The 16,520-nt window shown below is 39.9% G+C and carries 15 protein-coding genes and 3 pseudogenes; 13 read left to right on the top strand and 5 right to left on the bottom strand.

Going from position 1 to position 16,520, the window contains the following annotated elements:
• Positions 1-79 precede the first annotated feature (79 nt).
• Positions 80-205: pseudogene (locus tag AC58P7_RS32005) on the top strand (hypothetical protein); the annotation flags it as partial.
• 142 nt (positions 206-347) lie between these two features.
• On the opposite strand, the gene AC58P7_RS32000 reads toward AC58P7_RS32005, so the two are convergent.
• The gene (locus AC58P7_RS32000; RefSeq protein ID WP_497350141.1) at positions 348-752 is read right to left on the bottom strand and encodes an S-layer homology domain-containing protein; all 405 of its coding nucleotides are present in this window, start codon (positions 750-752) and stop codon (positions 348-350) included.
• A gap of 39 nt (positions 753-791) precedes the next feature.
• Positions 792-911, bottom strand: a pseudogene (locus tag AC58P7_RS31995) (S-layer homology domain-containing protein); the annotation flags it as partial.
• A gap of 239 nt (positions 912-1,150) precedes the next feature.
• On the opposite strand from AC58P7_RS31995, the gene AC58P7_RS31990 reads away from it, so the two are divergent.
• The 10 genes and pseudogenes from AC58P7_RS31990 (at position 1,151) to AC58P7_RS31945 (ending at position 13,017) form a co-directional block, all read left to right on the top strand.
• Positions 1,151-1,654, top strand: coding sequence for a GNAT family N-acetyltransferase (locus tag AC58P7_RS31990; RefSeq protein ID WP_497350140.1), 504 nt, complete (start codon positions 1,151-1,153; stop codon positions 1,652-1,654).
• A gap of 571 nt (positions 1,655-2,225) precedes the next feature.
• Positions 2,226-2,399, top strand: a complete 174-nt coding sequence (locus AC58P7_RS31985; protein ID WP_497350139.1) for a hypothetical protein — start codon at positions 2,226-2,228, stop codon at positions 2,397-2,399.
• Between the two features lie 55 nt (positions 2,400-2,454).
• Positions 2,455-6,987, top strand: a complete 4,533-nt coding sequence (locus AC58P7_RS31980) for an RNA-binding domain-containing protein (protein WP_497350138.1) — start codon at positions 2,455-2,457, stop codon at positions 6,985-6,987.
• A 335-nt stretch (positions 6,988-7,322) separates the two neighbouring features.
• Positions 7,323-8,270 (top strand): annotated as a pseudogene (locus tag AC58P7_RS31975) (DNA polymerase IV); the annotation flags it as partial.
• Positions 8,267-8,791: a YhjD family protein gene (locus AC58P7_RS31970; protein ID WP_497350137.1), complete on the top strand. Its 525-nt coding sequence runs from the start codon at positions 8,267-8,269 to the stop codon at positions 8,789-8,791. The pseudogene AC58P7_RS31975 and the gene AC58P7_RS31970, both read left to right, overlap by 4 nt.
• A 150-nt stretch (positions 8,792-8,941) precedes the next feature.
• Positions 8,942-9,622 (top strand): SOS response-associated peptidase, encoded by a 681-nt coding sequence (locus AC58P7_RS31965; RefSeq protein WP_497350136.1) that lies wholly within the window; start codon positions 8,942-8,944, stop codon positions 9,620-9,622.
• 23 nt (positions 9,623-9,645) lie between these two features.
• A complete protein-coding gene (locus AC58P7_RS31960) occupies positions 9,646-10,806 on the top strand; it encodes a metallophosphoesterase (RefSeq protein WP_497350135.1) in 1,161 nt (386 codons plus the stop codon).
• 5 nt (positions 10,807-10,811) lie between these two features.
• Positions 10,812-11,354 (top strand): hypothetical protein, encoded by a 543-nt coding sequence (locus tag AC58P7_RS31955; RefSeq protein WP_497350134.1) that lies wholly within the window; start codon positions 10,812-10,814, stop codon positions 11,352-11,354.
• A gap of 38 nt (positions 11,355-11,392) precedes the next feature.
• Entirely contained in the window at positions 11,393-12,406 is a 1,014-nt protein-coding gene (locus tag AC58P7_RS31950; protein WP_497350133.1) for a CobW family GTP-binding protein, read from the top strand.
• A 152-nt stretch (positions 12,407-12,558) separates the two neighbouring features.
• A complete protein-coding gene (locus tag AC58P7_RS31945; protein WP_497350132.1) occupies positions 12,559-13,017 on the top strand; it encodes a Fur family transcriptional regulator in 459 nt (152 codons plus the stop codon).
• Positions 13,018-13,098: 81 nt separating this feature from the next.
• Here the strand turns inward: AC58P7_RS31945 and AC58P7_RS31940 are convergent, their stop codons facing one another.
• Together AC58P7_RS31940 and AC58P7_RS31935 are read right to left on the bottom strand one after the other, a co-directional pair.
• On the bottom strand, positions 13,099-14,166 hold the full coding sequence (locus tag AC58P7_RS31940; RefSeq protein ID WP_497350131.1) for a polysaccharide deacetylase family protein: 1,068 nt from the start codon (positions 14,164-14,166) through the stop codon (positions 13,099-13,101).
• Positions 14,167-14,286: 120 nt separating this feature from the next.
• The gene (locus AC58P7_RS31935) at positions 14,287-14,784 is read right to left on the bottom strand and encodes a GNAT family N-acetyltransferase (protein ID WP_497350130.1); all 498 of its coding nucleotides are present in this window, start codon (positions 14,782-14,784) and stop codon (positions 14,287-14,289) included.
• Positions 14,785-14,938: 154 nt separating this feature from the next.
• On the opposite strand from AC58P7_RS31935, the gene AC58P7_RS31930 reads away from it, so the two are divergent.
• Positions 14,939-15,223 carry a hypothetical protein gene (locus AC58P7_RS31930; protein ID WP_497350129.1) on the top strand — a complete coding sequence of 95 codons (285 nt, stop codon included), beginning with the start codon at positions 14,939-14,941 and terminating at the stop codon, positions 15,221-15,223.
• 92 nt (positions 15,224-15,315) lie between these two features.
• Here the strand turns inward: AC58P7_RS31930 and AC58P7_RS31925 are convergent, their stop codons facing one another.
• Positions 15,316-15,486, bottom strand: a complete 171-nt coding sequence (locus AC58P7_RS31925) for a hypothetical protein (RefSeq protein ID WP_497350128.1) — start codon at positions 15,484-15,486, stop codon at positions 15,316-15,318.
• Between the two features lie 226 nt (positions 15,487-15,712).
• On the opposite strand from AC58P7_RS31925, the gene AC58P7_RS31920 reads away from it, so the two are divergent.
• Complete coding sequence (locus AC58P7_RS31920; protein ID WP_497350127.1) at positions 15,713-16,252, top strand: TlpA disulfide reductase family protein; 540 nt, start codon at positions 15,713-15,715, stop codon at positions 16,250-16,252.
• Positions 16,253-16,520: the final 268 nt, after the last annotated feature.

Genomic DNA, 16,520 nt, shown 5'->3' with positions numbered 1-16,520 from the left:
AACTAATGCTACTAATTTATGTTGGGAAGAACCGGAGATGTCTCCTTTGAATCCTTAAGAATAAGAATTCTGAAGTCCAGTATGCACGGGTAGCATTGGACCAGGTAATTTACATATCATTAATGGAATGTACGATTGCCATCGAAATTGGGTTCTAGTACTTGCGATTGCTGGTAATATTCCGATCAGTGAAATAGGAAGTCAAAATATTATTATATTTTTTCACGAATTAATAAGTAAAAAAATGCACCTCAATCGTTAGATTTGCCTAATAATTGGGGGTGCAGTTCAATATGTAATGAAAATATCTGTTTTTTTAAAAAAAATAAGGGGATTAAACTACTTATTTAGTTATTTTTATTGAAACCCTCAACGGCCTTTGTAGCATTCTTTACAATTTCTGTTGCTTTCGCCATTGTGATACTATCTTGTGGATTAAAAGTTCCATCCAAATTTAATTCGACAATTTTTAATGCAAGCGCTGTTTGGATGGCACCAACATGCAAGATATCAATCTTATCATTATCTTTTATATCCACAGGCGATATTTTAATCAGGGGCAACTTCTCATTGGTTTGAAGCATATGAATCAGCATGTAAGTAAATGACTCTCGCGTTACTTTTGCTTCTGGGTCAATTTTAATTTGAAGATCTTTACCAAGTTCACCAAGAGCACTTTTTATTAGTTCAACACTTTGAGTAGCTGTTATCTGGTCATCGGACACAACTGGAGTAGTTGGATGAGCTTTCAAATACTCAATTGCATTAAAAATTTCTTCTGCAGCATCAGCACGTGTAATCTCATCTTTAGGATTAAATTTATCTCCCGTACTAAGCTTAATAATCCCGTATTTAAGTGCACGTTGGACAGATCCAGAATATTCTGGATTAAGTTGATCAGTATCTTTGATCTCAACAAGAACCGGGTTAATTAAAGGAAGTTTCTTACTAATTTCAATTGCACGTACGAGTTGATGTGTGAACTAAGGGACAGATCGCCACGACAGGCAGCTGTCCCTTGTTTCATTGAAGTAACGGGAGTTTAGTGGAGTAATTTGTGTTAGAATAGGTCGAGGTTAGTTAACTTCCCAAGAATAACCAATACGTTTTTTTTGAAAGTAAGTCAAACTTCTGACGAGGAGAATGCAGATTGGAAACAAATCGTTGTAGTATTGAAATAACAAAGCAAGCTGACTATATTGATTTATTGGGATTATACAATGACACTAAAGTATGGGATTACTTGGGCGGTCAAAGAAGTTCACAGCAAATAGAAGCTAGAATTACAGAATGGATAAATCCCCAAGAAAACTGCCATTATTGGACAGTTAGAGAATTAGTTTCAGGTGAATTCGTAGGAAGCATCTTATTAACACCACATTATGATGGAGAATATACTCAAATTTCATATATGTTTTTATCACGTTTTTGGGGATATGGTTTTGCATTTGAAGCGGTAAGTCAAGTATTATGCCATTCCTTTGAAGATAAAGCATTTAACAAGATACTCGCTGAGGCGCAATCTACAAACACTTCGTCATGCGCCTTATTAAAGAAACTTGGGTTTTATGAAGCAAAGAGAGTTATTCGTTTTGATGCAGAACAAGTAATTTTCTCTATAGACCACCCAAGCCATAGAGTCGTAGTAGATTGATTCAACTATCTGGGAACGATAGCTGAATAAACTCATCCAGGACGAAGCTGCCGTTATGATCGGCAGCTTCATTACGTTAGACGGGCAGATATGTTCAATAGAATTATTTTCCAGTATAATGAAATGATAGTTGAACAACAAATCTCCTCTAGACGGCCGAAGCAGTAAAAGCAGTGACAATTCCTAAAATCAAAAACGGAGCCCTGTTAGCTAGTTTACGAGGCTCCGTTCCTGTATTCACAACCACAGGGCAAGTACAACCACGCTATCGCGTAAAACTCTGCACGCTTCATGAATATCTGCATGTCGTCCCAATTACATAAAAGGAAAATTTTGTGTAATAAGATTTAATAGACAACAACTTAAAATGGGTGGTTGTTCACATTGAGCGGACAGATAAGAAACATTGATTTTTCGAGTTTCATAGGCCAAAAGGTAATTTAAATAAACCAAATGTTCCCTATACTCTTTCTTCAAGCTGGGTCCGCTTCGATCTTAGTGGGGAGAACTGAAACTAGCAGCAACACTGGAGAGGATTTTGTCCGCCTGAAGAATTTGAAAGTATGCAATCGTGACAAGAACGTCAAGCGAATTATCTAAACAAATTCAAGAAATTTTTGAAAGTCAATTTGGTACGGAGTATTCTTGCTCTGAAAAAGAAGCTAATGAAATGGCAGAAAACATGACTAACAAAATAAGTTCAGTCGAGAAAGGATTTATAGAAATTTCATATGATATTATCTGAGTTGGTAGCAATGTTAAACTACAATTTTATGAGTGGGTGAAATACTATGATAAATTTGGACAAAATACATAAATTAATCGAAACTGAGTTTGAATCTGATTATTTAGATTTCAAATCCAGATTATATACAAAAAAGGAAGACCTGCTTAAAGACATAATGGCAATGGCAAATTCCAGGCACTCTGGAAGTAAATATATAGTATTAGGCGTTAAGGATGTTGTTACAACAGGGAAAAAGTTTATTGGGATTAATCCTGAAGAATTAGGTGATTCGGCAAATTATCAGCAGTTAGTACATAGTAACATCGAACCAGATATTGATTTCGATATTTACAAAGTACAGCATAATGATATCTGGGTTGGAATCATTGAGATTAAAGAAACACCTAATAATACTGGTCCTTATATGTTGAAAAAGCAATTTGGAACTCTTATGCAAGGGACATGTTATATTCGAACAGGAAGCTACAATAGAATCGCAACAAGAAGTGATATTTTAAGTTTGACAGCATTTCAATCAGATGCCAAAAAACCATTTATCACCAAAGAAAATTACCCTCAAAGTGTACTGAAAAAGATCGAGGAAGACACTAAACATTTAATAAAAAGAAAATTAATTCGAAGTTCTGATTATAATGAAGAAAGTTTTAGTCAGTACTACTTTGATGTTTCTAACAAGTCACTTCAAGTAACAGACATAATTCAGCAACAAAGAATATTTGTTCTGCTAGGTGAGGCAGGAGAAGGAAAAAGCTCATTTCTGAAAAGAACTTTTTTAGACTTTGCAAATAATATAACTTCAGAAATAATTCCAATCTATGTCTCGTTAGGTACATATGCAAATGAAGATGTTTACAGCTTTATCTCATATGAATATCCTGACCTTGCAATATCTCCAAGTAATAAGTACTTCTTTATTTTTGATGAATTTGATCAAGCAAAAGATAAAGGCATCTTTGTGAGAAAATTAACAAATTTCGTGAAACAATATTCTGAATCAAGGTTCTGCGTTGCATCACGGTCTAATGTATACTCCAACCAATTTCCAGATGCTGCTTTGTTCAGACTTAGCCCTTTAAATATGAAAGATGTGGAAACATTTGTCCATATGTTACTGCCGCACGATCACAGTAAGTTTATGGAGGGTATTAAACAATACGGTGATACAGATTTTATATTAAACCCATTCAATCTTATTCACTTGATACTATTTTATAAATCGCACCTTAGACTTCCTATAAATAAAAGCGAAATAATAACAACCACAGTTAACGAATCAATAAAAGCCCAACTCATTGAATCTGAAGAAAATCTATTAATTAAAGGCACATATTCGGCAGAAGATATTAAAGTAAGTCTTAAAAAAATCGCGATCATAATGGAGCTAATGCAACAAAACCATGTTAATTCTGAACAACTTGAACAAGTTTGTTACAACAAAGAAGAACGATATCTTATAAAGAATATCAGTATTGTACGGAAGATCTTTCCCAAAAATAATGATCCTTTGCTTCAATTTCAACATAACAATTTCAACGAATATCTATGCGCTGAGGCATTAAAAAATCTGGATTTACCTAAAATTATAAGTTTCATATCGATAAATAGCTTAAATGAAGAAAATATTAATCCCTCTTGGAAAAATACACTTTCGTTCTTGTGCTCACTCCGTTTAAATACGGATTTAATTGAATATATTGCCGAAAAAGATCCTAGGTATTTATTAGACTTTGAGTCAATTAGAATTGAACGCGACCAAAGAATAGCAGTTTTCAAAACTATCTTTTTAAAGTATACCAATCGTAATATTTGGCTAAATGTGAGTGCAGAGGATTTAGCAATGTTTGCGAGAGAACAGGAAGTATACGACTTCTTATTAAACTATGTTAATTCGTCTGATCATTTTACTCATCGTTACAACGCTATAAGTGTTATCAGATATTTTAATGATTTTGTTAACGATAGATTAGTGAATTCGTTAATACAAATTATTTTGAAAACGGATGAGAATACCAACGTTCGATCAATCAGTTTATCATGTTTAGAGGCCTTGGGTTATAACAATAAAGAGGTTATAGATAAATTAGAAAGTATTTTTAATGAAGAAAACATCTCTCTACTTTCCGAGTTTTATAACTTTTTAAGTTGCAGCCCTGATATTGAATTGTATGCTGATCACATCATCGAGGCCGTGCCGTTAATCAGATATCATCCAGACTCAACGGAAATAAAGTCAACGTACTTTGTATTAGATGGCTTGAAAAAGCTCCGAAATGCTGAATCTATCAAAAAAATTATTATTTATTTTTTAGAAAACATTAATGATCTTGATGATATTTATATCGATGATTATGTCCCCTTCTTGGTAAATCAGGCAATTGCGGCTTGGTATGAAGACAATGAAATACACGTTCTAATGAAGCGACTATTAATTTCAGCCGTCGAAAATCTTATACGAACGACTCAACAATTAAAAACCTTTTTTATCAATACTGGAACTATTAGTTCATTATTCGAGCAGACGTACGATTGTACCAACCTTATAGATACTACTACTTATCGCTTCATCGGTTTAATACTTGACATTGATTCTATAAAAACAATCATCGACGATTTTAAACATGTCCGGATAACGGAAGAAAATATAACGAACATCCTAACCGGTATATCTATGATGAACCGTGATAAATTTTCCGAATATAAAGATTTATTACTACTTGGCACTAATATAGTAGTCCCACAACAAGAAATCATTGACTGGGAAAAAAGAAATCTAGAACGTATTCAGGACAGAATCAAGATTATCTTCTCAAAAGAGTCATATCTAGAGGAAGTTAAAAAAATATATACGGGAGAAAAAAAGAGAAGATTGAGTTTTTTGGATTTAGAATTCGAAAAAATATATGATACACAAAAGCATATCTTTAAATATAAAGAATTTATTATTAGTGATTTGCAGAATCTACTGATAAAAAAACCATTATCTTTTACTGAAGTAAAAAATATAATCAATAGATCCGATTATGATCAATTTGTGTTAGCAGAAATTTATCAAATTTTGCAAGCGCATACTAATATAGAACTTTCGGAAGATCAAATACAAACTATAAAAACAATATGTTTTAATAAACTTGATTTAGTTAACTTTAATAAAGCAATAACCTTTAAAGATGATGGATTTTCAGCATCAACTTTAGCAATCTGCCTATGGTACTTTAGAAACAAGTATTCGTTAATATATCCCGAAGAAACTTGTTTAGATTTATTGTCCTTTGACTGGCCAATAAGTCATGAATTTCTTGGGATTGAATATATTGAAAATTACGTAGACTTAGGTAAACTGAAAGCCAGAGTACTGCAGAATCTTAACCAAAGAAAGATAAGCGGCCAGATATTACGGAATCATATTGATTTTTGTATGAGACACCAGTTGCACAATAGTGTGAATGAGTTAAAGAAAATCTTTACACTTAAAAATATTGGTGTCCGGGAAAAGACAAAGATTCTAGAGGCTATCATTTCTTTTGAAACAGATCATAATTTTTTTCTTACTGTGGTTCAAAAAACCGAAAATGAAGAACTATTCAAAATGGCTGCTACCTATTTATTAAAGCAAAGTAATACAATGATAGATCAGGTATTAATTGATTGGATAAGAAAGGATTCCCGTTTCTCCTTAACAGCTGCCTTAATTTTGCTTGAAGAGCAAAGTATTGTAGCCATTGATTATATAATAAACAAAATTCTTCAGAATCAGTTTAGTTTTCGATTTGATGAGCGTCCTATTTTACGAATTGAATCTACTGACGCTGTAGACTCACTATTAAACCTATTATTAAGAGTTATTAAACATGATATTGATAAAAAAGAATATTTTCACCTTGAACATGATATTATTGCCTCATTGAAGAAAATTGCCCTTAAAGGCAGCGCTGAATTACAATTTGTTTTATCTAAATTTGATTATTTAATATCTTGCAACAAGAGTGACAGCGCAGCCAGTTTTCTTTATATTTATTTTGACGATATACTAAACAGTTTTAAAGCTAACTATAGTCAGAAGATAGACTTTCATACAGCACTGTCATTGACAAATAAAATTTTATACATTCCAGAAGAAGAAGATATGAGAGACAAGTTAGTACAATGTATTCAACTTCAAAAAGATATTATCGAGAAACTTAGCAACAATTCGTTTCAAGCAATCTTCGAATCTCACCCTAATGTCACAGTTAATGTAGCGCATCTGGTCAGATTACAAATAAGTAAAGAAAAAGATCAATTTAAAATATTCATAGACCATTTACATCAAGTGTTTTATGAAACTATTCCTACTGCGCAAAAGAATGCCAATAGTAACTTTTCCCAAAACTATAGCCTGCTCTATGAGATTGTAGATCGAATTCGGTGCTTAAGAAATTATTATTTGCATTTAAGATTATCGAAGCCACAAGTGAGGCAGGTAGTGGAAGACGAATTCACTAAAATTGGTGGAGAACCCAAAAATCCAGTAAATTGGGCATCTTTTCATATGAGGATTTTAGATGATTTATTCGTTGGCCTTGAAGTCGCATTATCGGTGATTTAACAATTCTAAAAAAGGCTGTCCCTAGAGTAAAAGGGATAGCCTCCTTTATTTCTTATATCTTTTTATTTCAATTCAATATAATCTAAGACCTGTTTTGTAATTGTCTGTAGTTTTCAATTAGAATAAATCATATTCAGCGAATACTGAAGATTTCTCTAATGTGGATTGGACAAATTTATTCATTTCGTTGAACATTGTGCAAAAATTCAAAACTTAAATTGAATTGGTTTACCGGCAAACTTGAGATCAACAACAACAGGAGTAGGCAGCCAGTCTAATTACATAATCAATATAAGAAAAAATAGACAAATCGTAAACATTTTGTTGACAACAGAATAGACGAACAGTTCTTGGACGTTACAGGGAGCCTTCCGCTCTTTGGAGATGCGGAGAAGGTGGCGATGAGCTTGCAATATAAGGTGCTCAAACAAACGGGTGTTAAGCTTCGTGTAGGGATCAGTTCGAATAAAATTCTAGCGAAAATCGCGACTGATATATGGGCTAAAAAGAATGCAAGCGGTATTTTCACACTACTCCCATCTGGCATTGAGAAATACCTGTGGGAGCAGCCAGTTAGCAAAATGTTTGGCGTTGGCTCGCGGATGACGGCCCATTTTGCCAAGCTGGGCATGTATACAATCGGCGATGTGGCACGAACACCGCTGCCGCAGCTGAAGCGGAAATTCCGCGCGCGGTTCGGCAAGCAGTCGGACATTCACGCTGAGGTCATGTGGCGAACAGCGAACGGGCTAGACGATAGTCCCGTCACGCCAGGCACATTCGATACGCCACCGAAGTCGATCGGTCATATGATGACGCTGCCGAGGGATTATGCGGAATCCTCGGAAGTGAATACGATACTCATGGAGCTGACAGAGGAAGTGTGTAGGGATTGCCGGCGCAAAGGCTACATGGCATCTATCGTGACGGTCAGCTGCATGTGCAGTCCGTTTGATGCGCCAACAGGCTTCTCACGCCAGATGAAGATGCCGGATCCGACGAATCATACAGGCACCGTTTTTCAAGCTGTGAAGCAGCTTTTCTATAAATTCTGGGACACTATGCCCGTTCGCCGTGCCGGCGTTATGCTGAGTCAGTTCGTGGACGATGATACGTACCAGCTCACCCTTTTCGAAGATCAAGTGAAGGCGCGGGAACTGGAGAAGGTGACGGATAGAATTAAGGATCGGTTCGGTAATGCGGCGATCGTTCGCGCGTCCTCTTTGACGACAGCCGGCCAAGCGCAGGTTCGTTCGCTCAAAATCGGAGGTCATTATAAATGAGTAAAAAATTGCAGAATAACGGTTTGTGGGAGTCGAGCCGGATGATGCTGCCCCAGCACCGAGAAGCTTTTCAAAGCCAACGTCACGACAAACCGGTTCTCACGAAGCGCCCGACCGCGGATGATATCAGCATTATGCGAGAATCTGTGCTGCTGCCGCTCATGCATACGATTATTTTGCGAAGGGCGCGTGAAGTGGAACGTTCCTCTGAGATGCTAAGAACACTCTATTCGAAGGTGGCCCAGGTGTTGGCCAAAAACATGCACGCCGATTTAGCGAAAGTGAAACGGCATATGCTGGAGAATGACATGCATGTTGCGGAAGAGGAGAAAGACGATCAGACGATTCGTTACCGGTATAGGTGCCGAGAGCACGAGGATCGGTTTACGATGACGAGAGACTACATGCGTGCGGAGATTGGTGCGAGAATTGGTCGATATGCCGACAGTCTTGTCACAACCATTTATGGTACGGATCCGCGTGTGAGTGTGTTGGAGACGGAAACGAAGAAAAAATCGTAAATCTGCCAAAGAATAGCATGAAGCGCCCATTCGAACACAGCCTGAAGAAGAACGCTTCTTCGGGCTGTACGAATTGACGTAAGCCTATCTTTTTTCCATAATGGAGAGAGGGGAATTGGATAACCGTGTGAAGGAGAAGGATGCCCACCTATGTGCGGACGCTACACGATCACCGTAACGTTAGAGGAATTGATGCTGCGTTATGATATGTACGATACCTATATGCCAAGATATAGCCCCAAATATAATGTAGCACCAGGACAGCAGGTGATGGCGATTGTCCATGACGGGCAGCGCAATAAGCTGGGGGAACTGCGTTGGGGACTGATTCCAGAATGGGCTAAAGATGAGAAAATGGGCTACCAAATGCTCAATGCGCGCTCTGAAACTTTAGCGGACAAGCCTGCTTTCCGCAAGCCATTTGAACGTAAACGCTGTCTCATCCCGGCGGATTCTTTCTACGATTGGAAAGGGACAGGTAAGCATAAGCAGCCTATGCGCATTATGCTGCGCAACAAAGAACTGTTCAGCATGGCGGGGCTGTATGACACATGGACGTCCCCCGAGGGTGTGCGGATATCAACGTGTACGGTTATTACGACAGAATCGAACGAGATGATGAAGGATATCCATGAGCGTATGCCGGTCATTTTGCCACGTGAAAACGAAGCGGTGTGGTTGGATCGCAGCATCAAAAATGTCGATCAACTGAAGCCGTTTTTACAACCCTATCCTTCGAAGTTGATGATGGCGTACCCCGTGTCTAATCGGGTGGGCAATGTGCGGAATGATGATGAGGCATGTATTGAGCCGATAAGCCTTTTGCTATAGCGGAGAATGGAGAGTCAAGTAACATGAGAAATGCTATGGCACTAAGAATCACGCTAATGCTCGCTATTGTAGTTGGGATCAACGGCTATATAGGCTGGCACGCGAAAGTTTTTTTATCGCATCTATCGGGTACTTCGTTTCATCCTGGGCTCTATTGGATTGTGTTTTGGTTCGTTGCTTTATCCTACTTATTAGCCTGGTTTGGATCGCGCGTGCTGCCTCGAAGCGTATCGCGGCTTTTTAAAATTATCGGTTCCTACTGGTTTGCTCTCATTCAATTCGGTGTGCTCCTTTTGCCATTGACGGACGTGGCGATCGGTGTGCTTCACTTAGCATCCATCTCGTCAGCGACTTATGTGCCGATTCTTGGTTGGATTGACGTAGCAATAGTACTTGCTCTCTTGCTGCGCGGCTCCTATAATGCACGGACACCGATTATTCGCAAGTACGAGATTACAATTCCCAAGCAAGCGGGGGACTGGCATCAGCTTCGAGTAGCAGTCGCCTCGGACATTCATTTAGGCGCAATCGTCGGCAACCGCCATTTGCGTAAGCTTGTCAAGCATGTGAATGCGATGAAACCGGATTTGATTCTGCTGCCAGGCGATGTCATTGATGATGATATCGAACCTTTTATTCGTTATAAAATGGGGCAAACGATGCAAGAATTGAAGGCTCCGCTTGGCATTTATGCCGTGCTTGGCAATCATGAATATTACGGAGGACATGTCCCGGCCTTCGTGCAACAAATGGAACAGATCGGCATCCGTGTGCTCATGGATGAAGTCGTTCATCTGCAGGAGAGGCTGTACATAGTAGGGCGCAAGGATAAAACAGCCGAACATTCCGAAGGGCGCAAACCGCTGGCTTCGTTGATGGAGGGCACCGACCTCGCCCAGCCGATTATCGTCATGGATCATCAGCCGCACCAGTTGGACAAGGCGGCAGCCGCAGGCGCGGATGTGATGCTGTCTGGTCATACACACCGTGGTCAAATAGCGCCGAATCATCTGTTCACCAGGCGGATCTTTGAACTAGATTGGGGCTATTTGCGCAAAGGCAATCTACACGCGATTGTGTCCTCAGGCTTCGGCACATGGGGGCCGCCGATCCGTTTAGGCAGCCAATCCGAAATCATTGAGTTGACGATTCATTTTACAAGTACCAATAGAGAAGAGGTTTAAAACATATGCAAGAGCTAGACAAGAAACAAATTACCCCTGTGGAGCTGGCAGCAGCGATGATGCAGTTTACGATGAAGAGCATAGAGAATAGTTGGGACACGTTGAAACCTGCTATAATGGCCTATTTATCTCATCCTGTCTTAACGATGGCCAAAGAAGATGAGTTGTTAAGAGACATCTATGTAGCGGCCTTGGCGCTGGAGATTTACTGTATTCCTCACGCTTTTGAAGAAGAAACAGCACGTCTAGTTAGCTTAGGTATGGGCGAGGTGATGTCTTCAGACAACTTAGCGGAGCATGGCTTATCGGAATCTATCGTGCAGTACTATCTCCCTCGGCTCGAAGCAGTAGCCGAGACGGCACCTGCTGATTTGGCGCTTGAGCTTGTCCAAGAAGCAGCGAAAATCCTCTACGAGCGTTTAGAGCTTCCGCTGAAGCCGGCAGATCCAGCCACGAGCTTGCTGTGGGCAAGATTATTTCCATTTTTAGCTGGCATCGTTGGGAAATGGCCAATTTTGGCAACGAAATTTGAGGTTAAGTCAGAATAAGAGCTTGAACGTAACGAGGATGGGGGTAACCAACACGAATGGCAAACAAACGAGTTAACGTATATGTCTTATCTGGATTCCTAGGGAGCGGTAAAACGACCTTACTCACCAAGGCCATCGATTATTTTACCGAAGCGGGGCGCAAGCCTGCCGTGATTATGAATGAAATTGGCGAAGTGAATCTGGATGGACAACTTATAGCGAATGAGGTGCCGATGTCCGAGCTGCTCGGTGGATGCATTTGCTGTTCCAGTCGTGGCGATCTCGCAACAGCTTTGAATGAATTAGTGACGGGGGAGCAGCCCGATCTGATTTTCGTTGAATCGACGGGAATTGCGAATCCCATGGAGATCATTGATGAGGTAACGGACGCTTCGCTCGTACTTCCGATAGAGCTTTCAGCCATGATCACAGTTGTGGATGCGCCGCAGCTGCTTGAATTAAACCGAACAAGTCGCGGCAAAACCTACCGCCTCATGCGGGATCAAATTCGCTGTGCAAACCTGCTCTTGCTTAACAAGACCGATCTGCTTCAGGAATCGGCGCTTCAAGAAGTACATGATCTCGTACGTGAATGGAATCCTTATGCGGATTTACATTATACCGTATTCAGTCAGATCGATATCAAGCTCATTGAAGATATTCACACCGAGGTTTCAGGTGGGGTACATCTGCAGTCGGAATCGAATGACGAGACACATCCGCTTAGCCACGAACATCCCCATGAGGATGACCATCATCATCATTCGCATCGGCATGTGATGGCGTATACACACTTTTTTGAGCGGGCAGTAGACAGCAACGCATTTGAAGCATTCGTGAGCAAACTCCCGCAGGAAGTGTATCGGGCCAAGGGAATTCTCAGCTTCTCAGATACATCGAGTCGGTTCTTATTCCAATACGCGTACAGAGAAATGGATTTTGTGAAAATAACGCCTAAAGGCGATGTGCCTGACGTAGCTGTCTTCATCGGGGAGAATTTCGCCAAGGATGTCATTCGTACAGAATTGTTGAAGTTAGAAGCAATGTTCGATACACCGGATATTCAATAGGCTCAGTGAAGAAGTCCTCAACTTGTTGGGGATTTTTTTTGTAGTGCAACTGCCTAATGCTGTTCGCAAAGATTCCGTCATTGTTCTACACTTGACGCAAGAGGTCTATTTGCTGCACTATAAATAGAAGAACATTTCAACACAGAGGGGTAATGCAAGTGAGTACGCATACGGATACGATCGATGAGATGCTAAGAGCGATGTCGAAGCAGGGGTGGCGAATTACAGAGCAGCGCAGAAGCTTAGCGACCTTATTCGCAGAATCGGGCAGTTACTTATCGCCGAAGGATGTTTATGAACATATGAAAATAAAATATCCAGGCGTAAGCGTTGATACCGTGTATCGTAATCTCCGATTGTTGAGCGAGATGGGTGTTCTGGAGCAATTTCATTTGGCGGATGGACTAAAGTTCAAAGCGAGCTGCCTGTCACATCATCATCATCACATGATTTGCGTTAGTTGTGAGAAGACCGTGACGTTTGAGTTCTGTCCGATGAAGCTTGTGAAGGATTTGCCGGAGAGCTTTGAAATTCAAAGTCATCGGTTTGAAATATTTGGCTATTGTGTGGATTGTAAATCAGCAATGCCTACCTCTAAGATGGGTGAGTAAATTTTAGATACATTCGTTAGTAAAAAAAGGGAAGCAGTCTGCTGGGCGTGAACCTGGCGAGACTGCTTTTTTGCCGTGCCATTACTTGCTTTTGGTCACGTGAAGAAGCTCGGGAACCGTGACGAATGTGTAGCCAGCGGCTTTAAGTTTATTAATTAACGGACCGATAGCTTGCACGGTCCCTGATAAATCTTGACTGTCAGCCCCACCAGAGTGCTGAAGAATAATGGAGCCGGGCTTCGTCTGTTGCATGATATTGTGCAGAATTTGATCGGAATTGAGTGATTTCCAGTCGAGGGAATCGACATTCCAGTTCACAATTAAATAGTGATGATCAGCAATCCATCTGACCTGCTCTTCATTTATTGCTCCATAGGGTGGGCGAATCAACCTAGGGGCGTAGCCGATGAGGCCTTGCAGCACACTTTCTGTACTCTCAATTTGGTTTTGGAATTTATCCACAGACAACTTCGGTAGATTCTCATGACTGTAAGAGTGATTGCCAATCACATGGCCCTCATTCACGATTCGCATTATGATGTCAGGGTGCGTACTTGCCATAGAACCAAGTACAAAAAAGGTGGCCTTAACCCCATTCGCTTTGAGCGCATCAAGTACTTTTGGCGTAAATCGCGTATCGGGCCCGTCGTCAAAAGTTAACGCGACTTTCTTCTCCTGACTCGAGCCGCGGAGCTTGAACGTGTCGGGATATTTAACAACTAGCTGTGAGAGCGTGAGCTTTTTCTGAGAAATTCTCACTTGGCCTTGATTTTTTTGAACAGGTAGGGAAGGTCTTTTAGAAGTTTCTGGTTGTATAGCTGCTTTTTTGGGGCCAATCTTAGGTTTCAAGCTAGGCGTCAACGCAGGACTCGGTGCAAGTGTATGGCTTGGTGTTTGTGTGGCTGTTGGTTGGGCGGAAGCTGAGGGTGTGCTCGTTGGTGATACAATGCTTATTCGCTTCTTTGAATCTCCAACATCAGTAGCGAGCCGGGACTCTACGACGTCACGACTGGCTTCAGAGGATGTCTGGGTGACATCCGGATGAGAACGTTGGGTTGAGCTCTGATCTTGAAAAGACTTCGTTAAAGGCACACCGCAGCTGGTTACAAGCAAGCAAACGATGCATAAGGACCAAACCCGCTTGATCATGGCAATCCCCTCCGAGCATTATGACTATGCTCTAGGTTTTGTTAAGGAGGGGTAGCTTATCCAGTACAAAAAACGGAAACAGATAATTCTTAGGAATGGCCCAGTAACAAGTAAAACTGATTATGAAATGATTTTCTGAAACGTAACAATATCCAGAAATTGTCCCCATTTGAATCCAACTTCTTTATAGTGTGCGCATTGCTGGTAGCCATTTCGGGTAAACATGTGAATGCTAGCTGAATTATCCGCGCAAACCGTCGCAATTAAGGAGTGGAAGCCGTGCTCCTTGGCGATTGCTTCGACATATTGAATAGAGGCGGAGCCCAGGCCATTGCCAACGTATGCTGGATGAAGATAGATCGTCACCTCACCTGTTGAGTCATAGGCTTGCTTTTTCTTGTGGGGCATGATTTGAACATAGCCTTGTGGTTTGTTATCAAGAAGAATCACGTAGGTCTGATAGCGCGGGTTGGCGTGGATGACACTCTCCGTAAACTCAGCTAATGCAACAGGCTCCGTGTGGAAAGAATAGGTGGTATGAACAACGAAATGATTGTAAATATCCATCAGAAAAGGAATATCGGACGTCTCTACTTCTTTGAATTTGGGGCTAGACATGATGTGGCACCTCGCTGAGAATGTTAAATAATTTTCCATATATGTTCCACAGCCATAGCTATAAACCTTCTTGGTAACGACATTTTCAAATAGACATTCCGTTCTAATCCATGTATCTTAGATATAATATCTACTAGAATTAGGGGGGAGTCACATGTCAGGCAATTCAAGTTATATTCTCGTGATCGTCATTGGTGTCATCGTACTCGCTGGCCTGACCTTCATGAATCTTCGCAAAATAAGCAAATCCACAGCTGATTTGACTCAGCTCAAAAGAAGAACACTTCTCTGGAGCGAGATCTCCCTGGCATTGTTCGTCCTTCAATTGTTCTTCCGTGATCGTAATGGCGGGTTCTTGTTATTCTTCGGTATCCTGACCCTCTTTACAGGGGCGCATTATTTTGGGATTTTATATTATACGCGCAAAAGAAACCGATAAAAATGAAGAGGCTCTCTACGTAGTCTATCTACGAAGGAAAGCCTTTATTTTATTTTCAGAGATACTATACCGCCCAAGAGACAAACTAGTCGTTAGTCGTTCCAATTCGTAGGCTGCGTCTTTGTCGGCGTTTTCCACTTCTGATACCATTTCTTTTTTTGTTTCTGTCCCATTAACGTTCGTAACTGCAGCATCACAAGCTTAGCACGGTCTTCGTCGGCATACTTGTCACGCAGATTTTCAAATATAGGTTGATCTTTCATAGCTTACCTTCTTTTCTGACTGTAGAATGATGTGAAATAAAGGGAATGTATGTTCTTGTTTTTATTATAGCATAAAATGGAAGGTAAGGATAGATTATTTGTTATATTTTAGTCCTAGAAATTTCCATTTTATGTTACGATAGCTAATAAATAATAGTGTTTCCTGATTGTAACTAAGAATGAAAGTAACAAAATAACTTATATTAGAGTTTTTCAGGGGGAGCAAGTGAGAAAAAACATATTGTCATTTGTTGTTCTGTTGGTATTTTTTGGTTTAGTATTATACACATTGATTAATTATTTCAATAAACCAGATAAGCCCGTGGACTATATACAATCAGATAGGTACGATGGGAAAATAATTGATTTCAGCTTAAAGGATATAGACGGTCAACCACACGCTATAACTGGAAATAATGGTAAACCCAAAGTAATTAATTTTTGGACCTCATGGTGTAAATATTGCAAAGAGGAAGCAGAAGAATTAAATAAGTTATACTCAACATATAGTAACGAAATAGAATTTGTTTCAGTGAACGTAACAATGAGTGATACTGTACAAGAAGCTCAAAAATTTATCCAAAAATATCATATAGCTTTTCCAGTTATATATGATGACAAAGGTATGGTTTCATCTCAATATCGAGTTGTAGGGATACCTACAAATTATTTTGTTCGAAAAGATGGTACGATCTTAGCGGTGACCGAGGATATTACTTTTAAAAACGCAGATGAGTTAATTAAAAAGTTAATTGAAACGAAGTGAAGGCAAAAGCATATACATTCCTTGCGTTAATAATATAAATGATTCGCTGGTTAATTGGCAGTTTTTCTACATTGTGCCTTTACAATCTCGGGTAATATGGTCAAATTTCCAATCTGCAGAAGCTTAAAAATTGTCTATACAGGTCGTTTTTACTACAGTTAAGCTCCCTCGATTTGATTTAATTTCCTCACGCAAGCTCGTGTATTCGCAGGATTTCATCCCTATTGGATTCGGTAAAAGAATAAAGAGAGTCAGGGCATGTTATGTT

The organism is Paenibacillus sp. J22FR5 (assembly GCF_059691975.1).
This window is presented reverse-complemented; position numbering and strand designations above follow the sequence as displayed.